This window comes from Rhizobium sp. BG4, assembly GCF_016864575.1.
GTDB lineage: Bacteria > Pseudomonadota > Alphaproteobacteria > Rhizobiales > Rhizobiaceae > Rhizobium.
In genome coordinates this window covers 406,732-423,894 of sequence record NZ_CP044125.1, presented here as the reverse complement: position 1 = coordinate 423,894, position 17,163 = coordinate 406,732, and the positions used below count along the sequence as shown (strand labels likewise).

The 17,163-nt window shown below is 61.2% G+C and carries 23 protein-coding genes; 9 read left to right on the top strand and 14 right to left on the bottom strand.

What is annotated here, in order from left to right; all coding sequences use genetic code 11:
- Positions 1–101: 101 nt before the first annotated feature.
- Positions 102–311 (bottom strand): DUF2842 domain-containing protein, encoded by a 210-nt coding sequence (locus F2982_RS02310; RefSeq protein WP_112718728.1) that lies wholly within the window; start codon positions 309–311, stop codon positions 102–104.
- 116 nt (positions 312–427) lie between these two features.
- Here F2982_RS02310 and F2982_RS02305 point away from each other — a divergent pair, with 116 nt between their 5' ends.
- A complete protein-coding gene (locus F2982_RS02305) occupies positions 428–1,531 on the top strand; it encodes a COX15/CtaA family protein (RefSeq protein ID WP_203429115.1) in 1,104 nt (367 codons plus the stop codon).
- A gap of 159 nt (positions 1,532–1,690) precedes the next feature.
- Positions 1,691–2,098 (top strand): DoxX family protein, encoded by a 408-nt coding sequence (locus F2982_RS02300; RefSeq protein ID WP_203429114.1) that lies wholly within the window; start codon positions 1,691–1,693, stop codon positions 2,096–2,098.
- Here the strand turns inward: F2982_RS02300 and F2982_RS02295 are convergent.
- The 6 genes from F2982_RS02295 to cml form a co-directional block, all read right to left on the bottom strand.
- Positions 2,095–2,886, bottom strand: a complete 792-nt coding sequence (locus F2982_RS02295) for a sulfite exporter TauE/SafE family protein (RefSeq protein WP_203429113.1) — start codon at positions 2,884–2,886, stop codon at positions 2,095–2,097. The genes F2982_RS02300 and F2982_RS02295 overlap by 4 nt on opposite strands.
- 66 nt (positions 2,887–2,952) lie before the next feature.
- Positions 2,953–3,876, bottom strand: coding sequence for an N-acetyl-gamma-glutamyl-phosphate reductase (argC, locus tag F2982_RS02290; RefSeq protein WP_203429112.1), 924 nt, complete (start codon positions 3,874–3,876; stop codon positions 2,953–2,955).
- 80 nt (positions 3,877–3,956) lie between these two features.
- Positions 3,957–4,910, bottom strand: coding sequence for an agmatinase (gene speB, locus F2982_RS02285; protein ID WP_130282670.1), 954 nt, complete (start codon positions 4,908–4,910; stop codon positions 3,957–3,959).
- A gap of 1 nt (position 4,911) precedes the next feature.
- Positions 4,912–5,274: an antibiotic biosynthesis monooxygenase gene (locus tag F2982_RS02280; RefSeq protein WP_203429111.1), complete on the bottom strand. Its 363-nt coding sequence runs from the start codon at positions 5,272–5,274 to the stop codon at positions 4,912–4,914.
- Positions 5,275–5,358: 84 nt separating this feature from the next.
- Complete coding sequence (locus tag F2982_RS02275; RefSeq protein WP_203429110.1) at positions 5,359–5,721, bottom strand: antibiotic biosynthesis monooxygenase; 363 nt, start codon at positions 5,719–5,721, stop codon at positions 5,359–5,361.
- A gap of 90 nt (positions 5,722–5,811) precedes the next feature.
- Complete coding sequence (cml, locus tag F2982_RS02270; RefSeq protein ID WP_246777535.1) at positions 5,812–6,945, bottom strand: CmlA/FloR family chloramphenicol efflux MFS transporter; 1,134 nt, start codon at positions 6,943–6,945, stop codon at positions 5,812–5,814.
- Between the two features lie 322 nt (positions 6,946–7,267).
- Between cml and F2982_RS02265 the strand changes: the two genes are divergently transcribed.
- Positions 7,268–7,645, top strand: a complete 378-nt coding sequence (locus tag F2982_RS02265) for a VOC family protein (RefSeq protein ID WP_130282878.1) — start codon at positions 7,268–7,270, stop codon at positions 7,643–7,645.
- A 3-nt stretch (positions 7,646–7,648) separates the two neighbouring features.
- On the opposite strand, the gene F2982_RS02260 is transcribed toward F2982_RS02265, so the two are convergent.
- The 5 genes from F2982_RS02260 to F2982_RS02240 form a co-directional block, all read right to left on the bottom strand.
- Positions 7,649–7,948 carry an addiction module antidote protein gene (locus tag F2982_RS02260; protein WP_130282662.1) on the bottom strand — a complete coding sequence of 100 codons (300 nt, stop codon included), beginning with the start codon at positions 7,946–7,948 and terminating at the stop codon, positions 7,649–7,651.
- 1 nt (position 7,949) lies between these two features.
- Positions 7,950–8,240 (bottom strand): type II toxin-antitoxin system RelE/ParE family toxin, encoded by a 291-nt coding sequence (locus tag F2982_RS02255; protein WP_199628769.1) that lies wholly within the window; start codon positions 8,238–8,240, stop codon positions 7,950–7,952.
- A gap of 106 nt (positions 8,241–8,346) precedes the next feature.
- Positions 8,347–8,814, bottom strand: coding sequence for a 30S ribosomal protein S9 (gene rpsI / locus F2982_RS02250; RefSeq protein ID WP_112718719.1), 468 nt, complete (start codon positions 8,812–8,814; stop codon positions 8,347–8,349).
- 2 nt (positions 8,815–8,816) lie between these two features.
- Complete coding sequence (gene rplM / locus F2982_RS02245; protein WP_112718718.1) at positions 8,817–9,281, bottom strand: 50S ribosomal protein L13; 465 nt, start codon at positions 9,279–9,281, stop codon at positions 8,817–8,819.
- Between the two features lie 230 nt (positions 9,282–9,511).
- Complete coding sequence (locus tag F2982_RS02240) at positions 9,512–9,937, bottom strand: PaaI family thioesterase (RefSeq protein WP_203429108.1); 426 nt, start codon at positions 9,935–9,937, stop codon at positions 9,512–9,514.
- A gap of 74 nt (positions 9,938–10,011) precedes the next feature.
- Here F2982_RS02240 and F2982_RS02235 point away from each other — a divergent pair, with 74 nt between their 5' ends.
- The 3 genes from F2982_RS02235 to F2982_RS02225 all read left to right on the top strand — a co-directional run bounded on the left by F2982_RS02235 (position 10,012) and on the right by F2982_RS02225 (position 11,458).
- A complete protein-coding gene (locus F2982_RS02235; RefSeq protein ID WP_112718716.1) occupies positions 10,012–10,845 on the top strand; it encodes an enoyl-CoA hydratase in 834 nt (277 codons plus the stop codon).
- A 38-nt stretch (positions 10,846–10,883) separates the two neighbouring features.
- Positions 10,884–11,162: a type II toxin-antitoxin system RelE/ParE family toxin gene (locus F2982_RS02230; RefSeq protein ID WP_203429107.1), complete on the top strand. Its 279-nt coding sequence runs from the start codon at positions 10,884–10,886 to the stop codon at positions 11,160–11,162.
- Positions 11,163–11,224: 62 nt separating this feature from the next.
- The gene (locus F2982_RS02225) at positions 11,225–11,458 is read left to right on the top strand and encodes a HigA family addiction module antitoxin (RefSeq protein WP_246777495.1); all 234 of its coding nucleotides are present in this window, start codon (positions 11,225–11,227) and stop codon (positions 11,456–11,458) included.
- 2 nt (positions 11,459–11,460) lie between these two features.
- On the opposite strand, the gene F2982_RS02220 is transcribed toward F2982_RS02225, so the two are convergent.
- Both F2982_RS02220 and F2982_RS02215 read right to left on the bottom strand, forming a co-directional pair.
- The gene (locus F2982_RS02220; RefSeq protein WP_112718713.1) at positions 11,461–12,297 is read right to left on the bottom strand and encodes an EamA family transporter; all 837 of its coding nucleotides are present in this window, start codon (positions 12,295–12,297) and stop codon (positions 11,461–11,463) included.
- Positions 12,298–12,744: 447 nt separating this feature from the next.
- Positions 12,745–13,068, bottom strand: coding sequence for a hypothetical protein (locus F2982_RS02215; protein WP_112718711.1), 324 nt, complete (start codon positions 13,066–13,068; stop codon positions 12,745–12,747).
- 95 nt (positions 13,069–13,163) lie between these two features.
- Here F2982_RS02215 and F2982_RS02210 point away from each other — a divergent pair, with 95 nt between their 5' ends.
- The 3 genes from F2982_RS02210 to F2982_RS02200 all read left to right on the top strand — a co-directional run bounded on the left by F2982_RS02210 (position 13,164) and on the right by F2982_RS02200 (position 17,162).
- Positions 13,164–13,592 carry a CoA-binding protein gene (locus tag F2982_RS02210; RefSeq protein WP_112718710.1) on the top strand — a complete coding sequence of 143 codons (429 nt, stop codon included), beginning with the start codon at positions 13,164–13,166 and terminating at the stop codon, positions 13,590–13,592.
- A gap of 103 nt (positions 13,593–13,695) precedes the next feature.
- Positions 13,696–14,979 (top strand): O-acetylhomoserine aminocarboxypropyltransferase, encoded by a 1,284-nt coding sequence (locus F2982_RS02205; RefSeq protein WP_203429106.1) that lies wholly within the window; start codon positions 13,696–13,698, stop codon positions 14,977–14,979.
- 1,604 nt (positions 14,980–16,583) lie between these two features.
- Entirely contained in the window at positions 16,584–17,162 is a 579-nt protein-coding gene (locus F2982_RS02200; protein WP_203429105.1) for a hypothetical protein, read from the top strand.
- Position 17,163 lies beyond the last annotated feature (1 nt).

Here is a 17,163-nt window from a genome sequence, read left to right as displayed (position 1 = left end):
ATTGCGTACCGGAAGATATAGCGGCCAAGGCCTAGAGAGGGTTTAAACGCAAGCCAAACAGGCGGGTTTTCCGCAGATCAGGGTTATCTGCCTGTTAATGCCTATTGCTGCTTCGGGCCTGCCATCCACTTGATGATCAGCATTGCGGGCAGGATCCAGATCAGGCCGGTCAGCGCGAAATAGAGGAGATGGCCCCACCAGGGAGCTTCGCCCAGCGTCGCCACCGCGATCGTGTTCGCGATCAGCGCATAGCCGAGCACGAGGATGATGATCAGGATCGTGCCGATGAATTTGCGCAGGCGAACGGGCATCAGTCTTGGCTTCCGGATTGCAGGATGGAACCAGCGCGACGGCATGCCGCAAAGGTTCGGGGCTTGTTTTGCATGAGCCGCTAGGGCAAATCAACTGCCGATAACAAGGAGCAATCATGGCCGTCGCAGATATCACCACCGAGCATGCAATCCGGGGCGAAGTCCGCAAGCAGGACCGCAACCGCCGCGCCATTCGCATCTGGCTGGGTTTCGTGCTGCTTGCGCTCTTCTGTCTGGTGCTTGTCGGCGGCGCGACGCGTCTCACCAATTCGGGCCTGTCGATCACCGAATGGAAGCCGATCCACGGCGTCATCCCGCCGCTGAACGCGGCCGAATGGGACGAGGAATTCAAGCTCTACCAGCGCATTCCCGAGTTCCAGCAGTTAAACAGCGACATGACGGTCGAGGAGTTCAAGGGCATCTTCTGGTGGGAGTGGGCGCACCGCCTGATCGCCCGCGGCATCGGCGTCATTTTCGCGCTGCCGCTCCTCTATTTCTGGGTCACCGGCAAGGTCGAGCGCCGCCTGCGCTGGCCGCTGGCGGGCATTCTGGCGCTCGGCGGTCTCCAGGGCTTCATCGGCTGGTGGATGGTCTCGTCTGGTCTTGCGGTGCGCACCGATGTCAGCCAGTACCGCCTGGCGACCCACCTCGTCATGGCCTGCCTGATCTTTGCCTCGTGCATGTGGATCATGCGCGGTCTCTCGCCGCATTCCAATGAGGCGCCGCCGACCTCGAGCTCGAAGACCTGGGCCGCTGTTATCGCCATCTTCTCGTTGTTCCAGATCTATCTCGGCGCGCTCGTGGCCGGTCTCGATGCAGGTTTCACCTACAATACCTGGCCGCTGATGGATGGCTCTGTCGTTCCCGGCGACCTGCTGATCCAGCAGCCGGCCTGGATCAATTTCTTCGAGAACCCGAAGACGGTGCAGTTCATCCACCGTATCGGCGCTTATACGCTCTTCGCGCTGACGCTGATCAACATGATCATGGCGCTGCGCGCTGCGCCGAAGACCACCCATGCCCGCCGCGCGGTCGTGCTCTTCGCGCTGGTAACCATCCAGGCGGCGATCGGCATCACCACGCTGCTGCTGCATGTGCCGCTGCACTGGGGCCTGCTGCATCAGGGCGGCGCACTCGTCGTCTTCGGCTTCGCCGTCGCCAACTGGCGGGGTTACTACGGCGAATTCACCCGCCAGACGGTGATTGCCGAGCGCAGCTGACGCGCCGACACATTCCCGAATTCTTCAAGCCGCGGTGCCATGCGCCGCGGCTTTTTGATGCCGTGAGAAAAATATCGCGCCCCTGTCGGCAATGCTGCCTGCCACCCGTCCTTGTGACATGGTTCCACAATGGCTGCGGCCACGAAAGAGGGTAGGACAATGGCAAAGACAATAGCAATTCTCGCCGCAAGACTGATCTTCGGTGCGATGTTCCTGATGGCGACGAGCTTCAAGTTCATGGATATGGGCGCAACCGCGGGCTACATCGCCGCCGCAGGATTTCCGTTCCCGCTGTTCCTCGCCTGGGTGGCGGCCTTCTTCGAAGTCGGTCTGGCGGTAGCCTTCCTCACCGGCGCCTTCTTCAGCGAAGCGGCGCTGCTTGCCGGCGTCTACGTGATTTTCCTCGCTTTCGCTTTCCACGGTCCGAACCGCTGGGAAGGTAATCAGGCCGAGTTCGGCTTCTTCGTCGATCACTTCACCTTCCTGGCCGGCCTGCTCTTTGCTTTTGCGCATGGCCCGGGCGAGAAGCTCAGCGTCAAGATGGGCCTGCTGCGCCAGCCCGCCTAACGAAGGATGCCGTCGAGGACGGGCAGACCGAATATCGCGGAGGCTCCGATCAGGAGATAGCAGATCAGGCGGAAGGTACTTTCCTTCGCCAGCCCGAACAGCTTCGAGCCTCCGTAGAGCCCGACCGCATAGGCTGGGAGAATGACGATCGTCAGCGCGAAGACGGCCTGAACGAAGAGGCCGCCGACATAATAGCTGATCGTGCTGAAGATCGTGGAGATCGAGAAGTAGAAGATCACGTTGGCGCGCACGCGCTGAAAGTCGCTCTTGCCGCCGAGCCAATAGGCAACCACCGGCGGTCCACCGAGCTGGGCGGCTCCACTGAACAACCCGGCCAGCAGACCGACGCCTGAGCTCAGCGGCGCAGACGGCTCGCCGTGGTAGCGCCAGCCGGAAACCAAGAGCGCCAGCAGGCAGATCGCCACGGCACAGATCATCCAGCGCAGCAGCAACGGATCCATCAGCGTCAGCACTGCCGTTCCTGCGGGAACGCCGAGCGCCGCCCCCGCAATCATCACGAAGACCTCACGCCGGTTCGAATTGCGCCAGGCATCCGGGATCATCCCGAGCGTCGCCAATCCATCGATGACCAGCAGCACCGGCGAGATCAGCTTCGGGCCGACGATCGCGCCGCCAAGCGGAATGAAGATCAGCGCCGCCCCGAACCCGGAGAAGCCGCGGGCAAGCCCGGCGATCAGAGCGAAGGCGATCAGGGCAGGGACGCCGTGATCGGGAAGCGCTGACACGAGCCAGGACGAGAAACTGTCGAAGGAGAGGGAGGCGGACATGATTGCCTGCGGAAGTGGGCTGCCGGCGGCCGCATGGATGCAGCCACCGGAAATCAGGCGTGGCGCTTAGGCGCCGATCATCAGGTCCATGTTCTGGACGGCGGCACCCGAGGCACCCTTGCCGAGATTGTCGTAGACGGCGACCAGCAGGGCCTGCGCGTTCGCGTCGTTGGCGAAGACGTGCAGGCGCATGCGGTTGGTGTCGTTGTAGATCTCGGGGTTGAGATCGGGGGTGCGCTCGGTGCTCTCGAACGGCGCGACTTCGACGACGCCCTTGATGCCGGCGAAATAATCGGCGATCGCGGCATGGATTTCAGCACCGGTCGGCACCTTCGGCAGGTGCGACAGCTGCAGCGGCACGGTGACGACCATGCCCTGCGCGAAATTGCCGACGACAGGCTGGAAGAACGGCACGCGGCCGAGCTTGGCATAGTGCTGCAGTTCCGGCAGGTGCTTGTGCTTGAAGCCAAGGCCGTAGGGCATGTACTCAGGCGCATCCTCGCCCTTGGCGACATAGTCCTCGATCATCGTCCGGCCGCCGCCGCTATAGCCCGAGATGCCGTTGACGGTCACCGGGAAATCGGCAGGCAGCAGGCCGCCTTCGATCAGCGGACGCAGCGTCGCAATGGGGCCCTGCGGCCAGCAGCCCGGATTGGCGACGCGCTTGGCAGAGGCGATGACGCCGGCCTGATCCTTGCTGAGTTCGGCAAAGCCATAGGCCCAGCCTTCGGCGACGCGATGCGCCGTCGAGGCGTCAATCACCTTGGTGGTGTCGTTCTCGATCAGGCTGACGCTTTCCTTGGCCGCATCGTCAGGCAGGCAAAGGATGGCGACGTCGGCCTTGTTCAGAAGCTCGGCGCGAACGGCCTTGTCCTTGCGGCTTTCGGCCGGGATCGACAGCAGCTCGATATCGCGGCGGCCAGCCAGGCGCTCACGGATCTGCAGACCCGTCGTACCAGCTTCGCCATCGATGAATATCTTCGCTGCCATGATAATCCTGCGCTTTCAATAGGTTCCGGGTTCTTTCGGAATCAGTTTGCCATGAAGTTGAATCAGTTTGATAACAGCCGTCACTTGGCGGCCGCGCGCCTTTCGGCGTGAAGGCCCAGCATATACATCGCGACCGTCGCCCCCGCAATGGCGGTGACGTCGGCGTGATCATAGGGCGGCGAGACCTCGACGACGTCGGCGCCCCGGATATCGAGCTGATGCAGCCGCTGCAGAACCGACAGGATCTTGGCGCTCGACGGGCCGCCGGCGACCGGCGTGCCGGTACCCGGCGCAAAGGCCGGATCGAGGCAGTCGATGTCGAAGGTCAGGTAAGCCGGTGCGCCCTTCGTATGCGAGATGATCGTCGAGGCGATCTCGCCCGCACTCATCTCCTCGACCTGATGGCCGTAGAGGATCTGGATGCCGCAATCGTCAGGCGCATGGGTGCGGATGCCGATCTGGATCGAGCGGTCCGGGTCGATGATGCCGTCACGCACGGCGCGCGCCACGAAGGAGCCGTGGTCGATGCGCCCGGCGTCGTCGAGCCAGGTATCCTGATGCGCGTCGAACTGCACCAGCGCCAGCGGCCCGTGCTTGGCGGCATGCGCCTTGAGGATCGGCCAGGTGACGTAATGGTCGCCGCCGAGCGTCAGCATGAAGGCGCCGCTGTCGAGGATCGTGGTCGCCTGACGCTCGATCGCTGCGGGGGTCTCCTGGTGATTGCCGTAGTCGAGCAGGCAATCGCCGTAATCGATGACCGCCATGTCGGCGAAGAGATCGCGGTTGAACGGATATTGCGGATCATTGTCGAAGATCGCCGATGCCCGGCGGATCGCCTGCGGCCCGAACCGCGTGCCCGGCCGATTGGAGACCGCGGCATCGAAGGGCACGCCCCAGACGGCAACATCGACGCCCTTCAGGTCCTTGGTGAAGCGGCGGCGCATGAAGGAGAGCGCGCCCGCAAATGTCGGGTCGCTGGCGGCAGAGGTTAGGCTCTTAGCCGTAAAGGCGTGGTCGATGGTCTTATTGGCCAAGTTAATCTCCCTTTGTCGCGGCAGTCTTGTCGAAGCCATAGGCGCGCTGCACCAGCGCGACGCGAATTTCATAGCGTGAATACCAGTCGGACCGGCCGCGGCGCTGCGCCTCGACATGGTCGACGACCGCTTTCCAGGCGAGAATGCTCGCCTCGTCCTTCCAGTAGGAATTGATGATGCCGAAGCCGCTGGCGGTCCGAGCGCTTTCGAAACCGAGATAGCCGGGCTGCTGTTGCGCGAGTTCCACCATCGCGCCGCCCATTTCCAGATAGCCGCTTTCCTCGCCCGTGCGCTGCGACGAAAAGGTCACCACGAAATAAGGCGGCTCCGGAGTCTCTGCGAAGGGTGAGGGCTGGCTGGACATGGCAATTCCTCTTCGGAAGAAAGGCCTAGGCGAGGATGCCGCCGATTGCAAGCGAAGGCTCCGAGCGACGGCTGTCCGCCGATCTCAGGCTTGCTCGCCGTCATCCGGGGCGGTGAATTCATAGGCCCGTTCTACCCGCGCAATGCGAACCTTGTATTGCTTGTACCAGCGGTCGCGGCCGATGCGCTGGGCGGCAAGATGGCTCGCGACCTGCTTCCAGGCCTTCAGGCTCTCCTCATCGGCCCAATAGGAATTGGTGATGCCGAAGCCGCCGGCATCGCGGGCGCTCTCGGCGCCAAGACAGCCCGGCTGCTGCAACGCAAGCTCGGCCATCCGGTCGGCCATGGCGCCATAACCATGATCGCCCTCGGTTCGCGTCGACGAAAAGGTCACGACGTAATAGGGCGGCTCTGGCGTTTCAGCGAAGGGTGAGGGCTGGCTAGACATGGCAATTCCTCTTCGGAAGACAGGCCTAGGCGAGGATGCTGCTGATTGCAAGCGATGGCGGCAGGCGGGCCGCCGCCATCGCGTCGTCTCTTACCTGCGGCGCCGGAGTGCCAGCAGCGTCACCGCAGCCGAGACGGTGCAGAAGCCCGCAAGCGGCCAGGCCGTATCGCCGCCGAGAACGAGCACGAATCCCGTCCCGGCGCAGGCGACGATCAGGCTCTGGATGCAGAAATAGAGCGCCACCGCCGTGCCCGCCCTGTCGCCGAAATCGGCCAGCGCCCCATTCGCCGTCACCGCCGTCGTCAGGACGATGCCGAGCGAGATGATCCACATCGGCAGGATGAAGCTGACGAAAGACGGCGCGAGAAAGAGTTCGCCGAAGCCGAGCAGCATCGCGCCGAGAATGAGCAGCCCCATGCCCCGCGCCAGGCTGCCCGCTGTTCCCCAGCGCTTGACGAAGCGCCCGGCAAAGCGGGCGGCAACGATCATCACCATCGCCGATGTCGCAAACGAGAGGCTGAAAGCCATCTGCGAGAAACCGGCCCTTTCGATCAGCACGCGGGGCGCGGTGGAGAAGAACACGAAGAACGACCCCATCGCCGCGCTGAAGCCGATCGTATAGGTCCAGAAGGCACCGCTTCTGAGGATCGTACCGATGCCGATTGCCGCGCCAGCCGCCGTCTCCGGCCGGGTCTCGTGCCATCGTGCGAGGGCCGCGATCATCGCCGTCAGCATCAGCGCGCCAAGCAGGATGAAGATCGCCCGCCATCCGAAATGACCGGCGATCAGCGCACCGGCAATCGGCCCGAGAGCCGGGACGAAGGAGAGGATGGCGCCGAGCAGGCTATAAATGACGGCGCCTTCAGGCCGCGCCGCATAGACGTCCCGCACAGTGGCGAATGTCGCGACCAGCGCCGCCGATGCTCCCGCCGCCTGCAGCAGCCTGAAGACGACGAAGAGCGGCGCGGAGGAGGTGGCGGCCAGTATCAGCGACGAACCGGCAAAGAGCAGCGCGCCGCCGAGCAGCACGGGCCGTCTGCCGATACGGTCCGAGAGCGGGCCGAACAGCAGCTGTCCGGCGCCGAGCATCAGCATGTAGAGGCTGAGCGTCAGCTGGATGACGGTGGCCGATGTGCCGAGCGCTGCCGGCATCTGGGGCACGATGGGCAGATAGATATCCATGGCAAGCGAAGCCAGGATATCGAAGGGCGCAAGCAGAAGCATCGCCACGGGGAGGGGTATGTCCAGTCTCTGTTTCGAAAAGGCATGGGTCTTCATCCGTTCGAACGTTCATTCGACGGCGATCTGCCTTCTCATCGGTCTGGATTGACGGGACAGACGCCGCAACAACATCAAGGGTCGCTGCGGCCTATCTGTCTGCGGACGGGGTGGCTCCCATGTCAGGTCCTGTCTTGTCCGGTTGAAAACCTCGTCCGGTTTAACAGCCGGTCCCTTATCGGGCAAGCCAGGGCTGCCGAATGCCGCGTTGACTTCGGCAATCGCTTCCATGAAGTTTGCGGAAACGGACAAGGAGGCGCCCATGGGCATGTTCGATCACGTATCGATTGGGGTGAAGGATCTGGAGCGCTCACGCCGCTTCTATGATGCGCTGCTTGCGCCGCTCGGCTATGAGCGGCTGTCGAATTTCGACGGAACGGTCGGCTACGGTGCCGATGGCCCGGCCTTCTGGGTGAGCCAGGTCGAGCGCCCGGTCCCGGCCGACCGGCGATCTGGTCTGCACTTCTGCTTCACCGCGCCCAGCGAAGAATCCGTCAACGCCTTCCACGCCGCCGGCATTGCCAATGGCGGCGAAGACAACGGACCTCCCGGCATCCGCCCGGATTACGGCCAGTTCTACTACGCCGCCTTCATCATCGACCCCGATGGCTACCGGCTTGAGGCCTTCTTTCACAAGGAGGAATAGGCGTCAGGCGGCATCCGCATCAGCAGGCGAGATCGAGACTTTCAGGCCAAGGGCCTTGATCACGCCGAAGAATGTCGAAAGCCGCGGATCTCCGGTTTCGCTCAGCGATTTGTAGAGCGCCTCGCGGGTGACGCCCGCCTCCTTGGCGACCGCGCTCATGCCTGCGGCGCGAGCGACGTCTCCGAGGGCGTGGGCAATGAGGGCTGGATCGCCGTCTTCGAACGCCGCTTCGAGATAGAGCATGCGCTCATCCTCCGTCTTCAGGTGATCCTGAACGTCGAAGCGCGTGGTTTCGAGAGGCATCTTAGATCTCCTTCGCCAATTGCTTGGCCTGGGCAATGTCTCGGCTTTGCGAGGATTTGTCCCCGCCGCACAAGAGAATGACGATCGCGTCGCCAACACGGGTGAAATAGACGCGGTATCCAGGTCCGTAGTCGATGCGTATCTCGCTGACGCCACCGCCGACCGGTTTGACATCACCGGGATTGCCGAGTTCCAGGCGACGGATGCGTGTGACGATGCGGATGCGGGCATGCGCGTCCCGAAGCTCGCCGAGCCATTTCCCGAACAAGGCAGTCTGGCGAACTTCGATCATCTGTGAATTATAGTTCACAAATTCGGGATGTCAAAGCACGCGTCCCGCCAATAAGAAAAGGCCGGGTTTGCACCCGGCCTTTCCAAAAAGTATATCCAGAAAGCGATTAGCGCTTCGAGAACTGGAACGAACGGCGGGCCTTGGCCTTACCGTATTTCTTACGCTCGACGACGCGGCTGTCGCGGGTCAGGAAGCCACCCTTCTTCAGGACCGAGCGCAGGCCCGGTTCGAAGTAGGTGAGAGCCTTGGACAGACCGTGACGAACGGCACCGGCCTGGCCGGAAAGACCGCCGCCTGCAACCGTTGCGATGATGTCGAACTGGCCGTCACGGGCAGCAGCGACGATCGGCTGACGCAGGATCATCTGCAGAACCGGACGGGCGAAGTATGCCGTGAAGTCCTTGCCGTTGACGATGATCTTGCCGGAGCCGGCCTTGACCCAAACGCGGGCTACGGCGTCCTTACGCTTGCCGGTCGCGTAGGAACGGCCAAGCGAGTCGACCTTGCGGACGTGAACCGGAGCAGCTGCTTCAGCGGACGTGCCGAGATCCTTCAGGGAGGAGAGGTCAGCCATTCTTAGGCGCTCCTTACGTTCTTCTTGTTCAGCTTGGAGACGTCGAGGACGGTCGGCTGCTGTGCTTCATGGGGATGGTTGGAACCAGCGTAAACGCGGAGGTTCTTCATCTGGCGACGGCCGAGCGGGCCACGCGGAACCATGCGCTCAACGGCCTTCTCGAGAACGCGCTCCGGGAAGCGGCCTTCGATGATCTGGCGAGCGGTACGCTCCTTGATGCCGCCTGCGTAACCCGTGTGCCAGTAGTAAACCTTGTCGGAGTACTTCTTGCCGGTGAATACGACCTTGTCGGCATTGATGACGATGACGTTGTCGCCGTCGTCAACGTGGGGCGTGAAGGTTGCCTTGTGCTTGCCGCGCAGGCGCATAGCGATGATGGAAGCGAGACGGCCAACGACAAGCCCTTCGGCGTCGATGATGACCCACTTCTTCTCCACCTCTGCAGGCTTCTGGGAGAAAGTTGCCATAGTAGTTACTCTCTTTTGGATCCCTTGTGCCCGAAGGCGAAGGGCGTTTCTTGTTGCTTGGTTTAGTGGTCCTGGGACGCACCAAAAAGAAAGCAGCCCGGAAAGGCTGCGTTTCTGGCGGTGTGTATAGAGGCAATGCCTTCTGCGGTCAATATCGCGAAACCGGGCACTCGAAAAAATAGATAAGCAAAATCAATATGATAAGTATACGGTATTATGATACCTCATATTTATCGCGGCGGAATCGAGTAGGTGGCGGTGGCCTGTGCGATCAATTCTCTCTCATCGCGCTGAAAGATCGAGGCGTCGATCACCGCCAGACGCTTGCCGAGCTTGAGAATCCGGCAGGTGCAAAAGGTCGGCTCCGGCTTCGGCAATCGGAGGAAATTGATGTTGAGATTTGTGGTCACTGCAAGCGCCACCGGGCCGATATGCGCGAGCACGGCGACATAGGCGGTGACATCCGCCAGCGTGAAAAGCGCCGGGCCGGAAACCGTGCCGCCCGGCCGCAGATGCCGTTCTGAGGGATCGAGCCGCATCGAGGCCTTGCCGGGCGCGATATCGATCACCTCCAGCACGCGTCCGTCCGTGTGGATCTGCGGAAAGGCCGTCTCCAGAAAACGGTGGACCTCGTCGATCGTCATGACCGGTTGCATCGCTTCTCCTCGAAATTGCCGGCTGGCTGTGGCAGAACATCTAGCACGAAAGATACATGCAGGGAGTTAGACCAATGGCCGAAGTCGTTTCCTTCCGGAAAGATCCAGACAAGGCGGGTGAGGGCGCGCTGGTGCTGCGCCAGCTGAATGACGGCGTTCTCAGGCTGACCTTGAACAATCCGCCAGCCAACGCCCTGTCGATCGCCGTCATGGAAACGTTGATGGGCGAACTCCAGGCCGCTGGCGAAGACTCCGCGGTCCGCGTCGTCATCATCGCCTCGACCGGCAACGTCTTCTCTGCGGGGCATGACCTGAAGGAGCTGACCGCACACCGCGCCGATGCCGACGACGGCGTCGCCTTCTTCGAGGAGAGCTTTGCGCTGGCGGCCGACCTGATGCTGGAGATCGCCCGTCTGCCGAAGCCCGTGATCGCCGAGATCGACGGCCTGGCGACGGCAGCAGGCTGCCAGCTGGTCGCTTCCTGCGATCTGGCGATCTGCACCGACACAGCGACCTTCTGCACGCCGGGCGTCAATATCGGTCTGTTTTGCTCGACGCCGATGGTCGCCGTATCGCGCGCCGCGCATCGCAAGCAGGCGATGGAAATGCTGTTGACCGGCGAAACCATCGACGCCTCGACCGCCAAGGATTTCGGCCTCGTCAACCGCATCGTGCCGAAGCAGTATCTGACGCAGGTGGTGACGAAATACGCCTCCGTCATCGCCTCGAAATCGCCGGAAGCGATCCGCATCGGCAAGGAAGCCTTCTATCGCCAGCTCGAAATGCCGATTGAGGAAGCCTACACCTTCGCCGCCGAAACCATGGTCGACAGTATGCTGACAGCCGATGCAGAAGAGGGGATCGGCGCATTCCTCGGCAAGCGCATGCCGGTCTGGCCGGAGGAGTAACGCTCGACATACTACGCCGCGCGTAGTATGTTTGGCGAATGATCCGTAGCGTGGCGACAAGCGCGACTGAACAGTTCCTGAAAACCGGCAAGTCGAAGTTTTCCGACCTCGACGTCGTTAAGGCAAAGCAGCGCGTGGTCATGCTGCACAACGCAAAATCACTCGACGATCTGAGCCCGCTGAAATCAGTGGGCTTGCACAAGTTGTCGGGCGATCGCAAAGGCCAATGGGCGATGATTGTCAACGGGCCGTGGCGCTTGTGTTTCCGCTTCGAAGACGGCCACGCCTGGGATGTGGAAATTGTCGACTATCATTGAGGACGAACATGTTTGAGGTTCACCCCGGAAGCATTCTCAAGGAAGAGCTTGAGGCTCGCAATATGAGCGGCAACGCGCTTGCCTTGGCGCTGCGCATCAATTCGGGCCGGGTATCCGAGATTTTGAACGAGCGACGCGCCATCAGTCCCGACACGGCGCTGCGTTTGGGACGTTATTTCGGCAATGATCCGCAGTTTTGGCTGAGCCTGCAGTCGGCCTTCGATCTTGCCGTTGCCGAACGGGAAAATGGCGAGAAGATTTCGCGTGAGGTCATTCCCGCGCAGTCGGCCGCCTGAAGCTACCCAAGCTTCAGGATCAACCCGCCGGCGGCGATGATGACGCCGGCGAGGTAGCGCCAAGGGCTGGCGCGTTCTTTCAGCACCAGCACCGAGATGATCAGCGCGAAGAGGATCGAGGTTTCGCGCAGCGCCGCGACGGTTGCGACCGGCGCCTTGGTCATCGCCCAGAGTGCGAAACCGTAGGAAGCGATCGAGCCTGCGCCGCCGATCAGCCCGCGCCACCAGTGCACCCGGACATGGATGGCGACGACGCGGGCGCCGCGGCGCGAGATCGCCCAGGCAAACAGCAGCACCGGCGGCAGCAGCGACATCCACAGCGTATAGGAAATCGCATTGCCGGAAAGCCGGGCGCCGATGCCGTCGACATAGGTATAGGTGGCGATAACGCAGGCATTGATCAGCGCCAGCATGATCGCGTGGCGGCTGCCATGCCGGGCCTCGAAGGCAAGCGTCAGAATGCCGGCGCAGATCGTCATCGTGCCGATCAAGGCGCCACCGGTCAGCGTTTCGCCAAGCACGAAGCTACTGGTCGCGGCAATCAGAAGCGGCGCGCAGCCGCGCATCAAGGGATAGACCAGCCCGATATCACCCGCCCTGTAGGCGCCGGCCACCAGCTGGAAATAAGCGAACTGCAGGATCGCCGAGCAGCCGATGAACGGCCATGCCGCCGCATTGGGCAGCGGCAGGAAGGCGAGGAAGGGAAGGGCCGAGACCGCGCCACCCGCCGATACCAGTGCCGCATCCAGCGACTTGTCGACGCCGGCCTTGATGATGGCGTTCCATGTCGCATGGAGAAGAGCGCCGAAGAGAACCAGAAGAATGACGTCGAGGGGCACGATCGAGACCGGAAACGGTGGGGCGAGACTGCTGCAGCGGTATGAGCCCCGGCCGGGCAAAAAGCAATGCGCCTGTCATATTTTGCAACCTGACGGCACGTTTATCGGTTGTTCGAGGCTCGCAAAATCCAAAGACGGGACTTTGCATGGACCCGTTTTGCGAGCACTCCTCATGCGTTTATTCCGATTCGCCGAACTCAACTGTGAGGTGTTTCTAATATATGCGTGAACGAAGCTGGCTTAAAGATGAAACGGAAGTGGAACATCTGTGTCCGGATCTATTCACCAACTGGTTATCCTGCTGAAATATAGAGATTATTCTATTATTCTGGCATCGTGAAAATTGTGCTCCCATAGGCTGCATTTCATCGCAATGGCCTCGCAAATGCGCGAAATGCAGCGCCCGGCATTCCCGGGTGAGAGCGGTTTCTCACACGCCCCGATACGTCACAATGAATTGTCTGGAATCAGGAAATTCCCGTCCAGATTGTCTATGTTCTGGCAATTGAGCACCGGGCAGGAGCGATCGTCGCGAGTCGGTATGTTTTTCCACTCGGCATATTGGTTGGCGTCACAATAGCGGCTGTTGCGCACGAAGCGGTCGTAGAGCGGCAGGCCGCGCGGCGAGGTCCAGCGGAAGATCACCGCGCCCTGGTTATGCACCGCCGCCCGGGCACTGGCGCAGCTCATCGCCAGCGGGTTGAGACGGGAGATCGCGAAAGACGGAGATGCCACCAGAACGATGGCGAGCGTGAGCGCAAGTTTTTTCATGGGCCATTCCTCCTTGGGAACCCTATGGCTATATATACGCTCCAAATAACTGCAGGTTTCAACTGGGTGGAAAAATGCCGACGGGGGACGGGCCAATGGATCACGATCACTACAGCGACAGCTATATTGCCGACATACTGAATTCGGTGCGGACGATCGCTCTCACCGGCGCCTCGCCAAACCCGGCGCGGCCAAGCAACGGCGTGATGGGATATCTGCTCTCGCGCGGCTATCAGGTGATCCCGGTCAATCCCGGCCAGGCGGGCAAGCAGATTCACGGCCAGCTGGTCTATGGCAAGCTTGAGGATATACCGGTGCCGGTCGATATGATCGATGTGTTCCGCGCTTCGGAATATCTGCAGGAAGTGGTGACCGAGACGCTGGCGCTCGCCGTCCGTCCGCGGGTCATCTGGGCGCAACTTGGCGTGCGTGATGACGATGCGGCCCGGCGCGCCGAAGCCGGCGGCATCAAGGTGGTCATGGACCGCTGCCCGGCAATCGAAATTCCGCGGCTTGCGGGATAGCGAACGGATTTTCCACGTTTCTTCCGTTGGTTGAAACGGCAGGCGATTAACATTTGCTGCGCCTTGGTTATGCTGCGGCCATCGACAACGATGGGAGGGCCTCATGGCAAGCAATAATCCTGGCTTCAATACACTGGCAGTTCACGCGGGTGCGCAGCCCGATCCGGCGACCGGCGCCCGCGCGACGCCGATCTACCAGACGACGGCTTACGTCTTCAACGACGCGGACCACGCCGCCTCGCTTTTCGGCCTGCAGGCCTTCGGCAATATCTACACCCGCATCATGAACCCGACGCAGGCCGTGCTCGAAGAGCGCGTTGCCGCACTCGAAGGCGGCACGGCCGCTCTCGCCGTCGCTTCCGGCCATGCGGCGCAGATGATCGTCTTCCACACCATCATGCGCCCGGGCGACAATTTCGTCGCCGCCAAGCGCCTTTATGGCGGTTCGATCAACCAGTTCGGCCACGCCTTCGATAATTTCGGCTGGCAGGTGCGCTGGGGCGATGTCGCCGATCCCAAGAGCTTCGAAAGCCAGATCGACGGCAAGACCCGGGCGATCTTCATCGAAAGCCTCGCCAATCCGGGCGGCACCTTCGTCGATATCGGAGCGATCGCCGAGGTCGCCCACAAGCACGGTCTGCCGCTGATCGTCGACAACACGATGGCTTCGCCCTATCTCATCCGCCCGATCGAACACGGCGCCGATATCGTGATCCATTCGCTGACCAAGTTCCTCGGCGGCCACGGTAATTCGATGGGCGGCATCATCGTCGATGGCGGCACCTTCGACTGGTCGAAATCCGGCAATTACCCGATGCTGTCGAGCCCGCGCCCGGAATATAACGGCGTGGTGCTGCACTCGACTTTCGGCAACTTCGCCTTTGCGATCGCCTGCCGCGTTCTCGGCCTGCGCGACCTCGGGCCGGCAATCTCGCCCTTCAACGCCTTCCTGATCCTGACCGGCATCGAAACCCTGCCGCTGCGCATGCAGCGCCATAGCGAGAACTCCCTTGCCGTCGCCAAATGGCTGAAGGCGCACAGCAAGGTCGCCTGGGTCAACTATGCCGGCCTGGAAGACGATCCGAACCATGCGCTGCAGCAGCGCTATTCGCCGAAGGGCGCCGGCTCGGTCTTCACCTTCGGTGTCAAGGGCGGCTACGAGGCGGGCAAGACCTTCGTCGAAGGCCTGGAGCTCTTCTCGCACCTCGCCAATATCGGCGACACCCGCTCGCTGGTTATCCACCCGGCCTCCACGACCCACCGCCAGCTGACCGACGAGCAGCGCATCGCCGCCGGCGCCGGCCCTGATGTCGTGCGCCTGTCGATCGGCATCGAGGACGTTAAGGACATCATCGCCGACCTCGAACAGTCGCTGGCGAAGATCTGATGTAGTTCGTCACAAACCTCTGACACCTACGTCAGTTCCTTTGACAACTTTTTTGAGCAGGTTGTATTGAGTCGACCACCAAAACCCCTGAAAACAGGGCGCTTTCGGTGGTCGAACTTCGAGAAAAAGCAGTCTTTTGAAATTTTTTTTGGTTGTGCTCGAAGGCCGTTTTGTTAACCCATTGCCGCGCGACAGAGGTCGCGCGAAGCCAGCCAGAAGACCAATCCAAGGTCAATCCTCCCGCGGTCACTACCGACCCACCTCGAAAGACCGCCTCCAAGAAATTACAGAACTCGCGGTCGCGGCGCACGGAGCGGAGACCGCTCGGATGGAGCCGCGCCGCTGGGCAATGTTACTCTTTATCGAAGACCCCGTCGCGCGGCACAATTGAAGACGCCACGTGAAGTCCACAATTCGAAAAACTCAATCGGTCTCCGGTACGCCGGGCTCATACGACAGGCAAAGTGTCGAATGAGATAGACCAGAGCCTCAGCAGGCTTCCGTCACGTCTGCCGCGAAACGTGTCGACGTCCATTCTTTCAAACATAGACCCCGATGGGAGATGGCGAGACGAGCGAGTGCATTTTGGTAATTTAAGAACTCGCGGTTTTTGGCGGAGGCACACAGGCTTTCCTGCAATGGCAGCGTAGCGTGAGTGCGGAAAAGTTAACGCGGCCTTCTCGTGGTGCCGATGAAGCCGAAGTCGCTCTGGAAGCCGTTAAGTTCTCTTTAAGTAGATGACGACAAGCTCGACCTCGGCAAACGAACTCGATCACAATCCATCGAATTTTCGGGGAGGAGGAGAGAGCCGGCGAAAAACTGGTTTGGCGACCGGCCCGGCTCTCTCATTGCCATCCTTCCCGACAAAGAAAGAAAGGAGGTATGCATGCTTCTCTAAGCCTTCCCACTATGACCGGTGGAGGTTAACGCATCGTTGACACGTGGCGATACCCGCGTGCGTGACCGGTTTTCCGTGCCCGCAAGCATTTTACCCTCTTGACAAATCAAATGTGTTCGCTATTTGTTCGAATCGATCGTTGATTGAAGGCGATGCCTCGCGATCCCAACCGCAGGAAGAGCAATGTCGAACATGATGGTTTTAACAGTCCGAATATAAAGCCGACCGGGAAACCGGAACGCTTACGGCTGCCATCTGAATGACAAGTCCACTAGCTCCAGCGGGTCTTCATGAGAAAACTTGCATCCTCCACCTTCCGAATAGGTCGCTTAGCGGCCTGACGTGACGTCGCTCTGTTTTGTTCAGCGTTAACCGGCCGCTATGCGCGCCGGAATGGAGAACTGCGTATGTTTGTTCGGATCACACCAAGTCCGCCGCCATTCAAAATTTCGACCGCACAGGCCGAACGCCTTGGCGTTTCGGCCGAGACGATCACCAAAATCGTCGTCCTCACCCCAGCCAGAAAGGCAAAGCCGAGCGCGCTGCGAGAGAGGGCGGCAATGAGAGATAGGTTGCCGTACGGGTTCGCACCCGGCCATGAGCCTGTCTTTCAGGTCCCAAAGAGAAAGAAAGCCGGGGAACCCCGAACCACGTGCCATCTCGAAAGTCTGTTTCCGGGAAGGGCATTCGTGCCGCCGAGCCTTTGATGCGGGATTACCTCTGGCATCTGGAGGTCGATCCCTCCGTCCTGCTGATCTCACCGTATCCTTTGAAGCTCGAGTATCAGACGTTCGACCGCTACGGACCGAATGGGACGGCCACTCATATTCCCACCCTTGGCATCCTCAAGGTGGATGGGGGTGTGATCTATGCTGATGTCGTCTCAGAAGCCATCCTGCAAGAGCAATGGTTCCGCGAGCGAAGCAGGGGGCAGCTCGAACAAGCGTATGCCGACCAATTCGGTGCCAGCTACTCGATCATCACCGAGCTTGCCATCCACATGCAGCCTCGCATGGACAACGTCCGCCGCCTATGGCGCGACAACCGCGCCCGTGATCCGCAGGCCATGCGCGCAGTACGCCGGGTCATCGACGGGCTTGGCGGGGGAGCAACGACCATTGGCTGGATCGTCGATTTGTCCCGCTATGAAGACCGCGAGGCAGCCGTCGCCTGCGTGCTTCAGCTTGCCATCTCCGGAGAAGTCCAGATCGATCTCGGGATGCCCATCTCGGAAAACACGCGAGTCACGTTTGTGACCGCTGATGGTATCGATGGGGAGGACTGAG

What these genes read in the sequence shown, in the direction of transcription:
- F2982_RS02200 (WP_203429105.1), top strand. Translation starts at nt 16,584, where the DNA reads ATGCGGGATTACCTCTGGCATCTGGAGGTCGATCCCTCCGTCCTGCTG.
- F2982_RS02305 (WP_203429115.1), top strand. Translation starts at nt 428, where the DNA reads ATGGCCGTCGCAGATATCACCACCGAGCATGCAATCCGGGGCGAAGTC.
- F2982_RS02210 (WP_112718710.1), top strand. Translation starts at nt 13,164, where the DNA reads ATGGATCACGATCACTACAGCGACAGCTATATTGCCGACATACTGAAT.
- cml (WP_246777535.1), bottom strand. Translation starts at nt 6,945, where the DNA reads ATGCTTCTGCTTGCGCCCTTCGATATCCTGGCTTCGCTTGCCATGGAT.
- F2982_RS02240 (WP_203429108.1), bottom strand. Translation starts at nt 9,937, where the DNA reads ATGCAACCGGTCATGACGATCGACGAGGTCCACCGTTTTCTGGAGACG.
- F2982_RS02230 (WP_203429107.1), top strand. Translation starts at nt 10,884, where the DNA reads ATGATCCGTAGCGTGGCGACAAGCGCGACTGAACAGTTCCTGAAAACC.
- rplM (WP_112718718.1), bottom strand. Translation starts at nt 9,281, where the DNA reads ATGGCAACTTTCTCCCAGAAGCCTGCAGAGGTGGAGAAGAAGTGGGTC.
- F2982_RS02235 (WP_112718716.1), top strand. Translation starts at nt 10,012, where the DNA reads ATGGCCGAAGTCGTTTCCTTCCGGAAAGATCCAGACAAGGCGGGTGAG.
- F2982_RS02280 (WP_203429111.1), bottom strand. Translation starts at nt 5,274, where the DNA reads ATGTCCAGCCAGCCCTCACCCTTCGCAGAGACTCCGGAGCCGCCTTAT.
- argC (WP_203429112.1), bottom strand. Translation starts at nt 3,876, where the DNA reads ATGGCAGCGAAGATATTCATCGATGGCGAAGCTGGTACGACGGGTCTG.
- F2982_RS02300 (WP_203429114.1), top strand. Translation starts at nt 1,691, where the DNA reads ATGGCAAAGACAATAGCAATTCTCGCCGCAAGACTGATCTTCGGTGCG.
- F2982_RS02205 (WP_203429106.1), top strand. Translation starts at nt 13,696, where the DNA reads ATGGCAAGCAATAATCCTGGCTTCAATACACTGGCAGTTCACGCGGGT.
- F2982_RS02310 (WP_112718728.1), bottom strand. Translation starts at nt 311, where the DNA reads ATGCCCGTTCGCCTGCGCAAATTCATCGGCACGATCCTGATCATCATC.
- F2982_RS02260 (WP_130282662.1), bottom strand. Translation starts at nt 7,948, where the DNA reads ATGCCTCTCGAAACCACGCGCTTCGACGTTCAGGATCACCTGAAGACG.
- rpsI (WP_112718719.1), bottom strand. Translation starts at nt 8,814, where the DNA reads ATGGCTGACCTCTCCTCCCTGAAGGATCTCGGCACGTCCGCTGAAGCA.
- F2982_RS02225 (WP_246777495.1), top strand. Translation starts at nt 11,225, where the DNA reads ATGAGCGGCAACGCGCTTGCCTTGGCGCTGCGCATCAATTCGGGCCGG.
- F2982_RS02265 (WP_130282878.1), top strand. Translation starts at nt 7,268, where the DNA reads ATGTTCGATCACGTATCGATTGGGGTGAAGGATCTGGAGCGCTCACGC.
- F2982_RS02275 (WP_203429110.1), bottom strand. Translation starts at nt 5,721, where the DNA reads ATGTCTAGCCAGCCCTCACCCTTCGCTGAAACGCCAGAGCCGCCCTAT.
- F2982_RS02255 (WP_199628769.1), bottom strand. Translation starts at nt 8,240, where the DNA reads ATGATCGAAGTTCGCCAGACTGCCTTGTTCGGGAAATGGCTCGGCGAG.
- F2982_RS02295 (WP_203429113.1), bottom strand. Translation starts at nt 2,886, where the DNA reads ATGTCCGCCTCCCTCTCCTTCGACAGTTTCTCGTCCTGGCTCGTGTCA.
- F2982_RS02215 (WP_112718711.1), bottom strand. Translation starts at nt 13,068, where the DNA reads ATGAAAAAACTTGCGCTCACGCTCGCCATCGTTCTGGTGGCATCTCCG.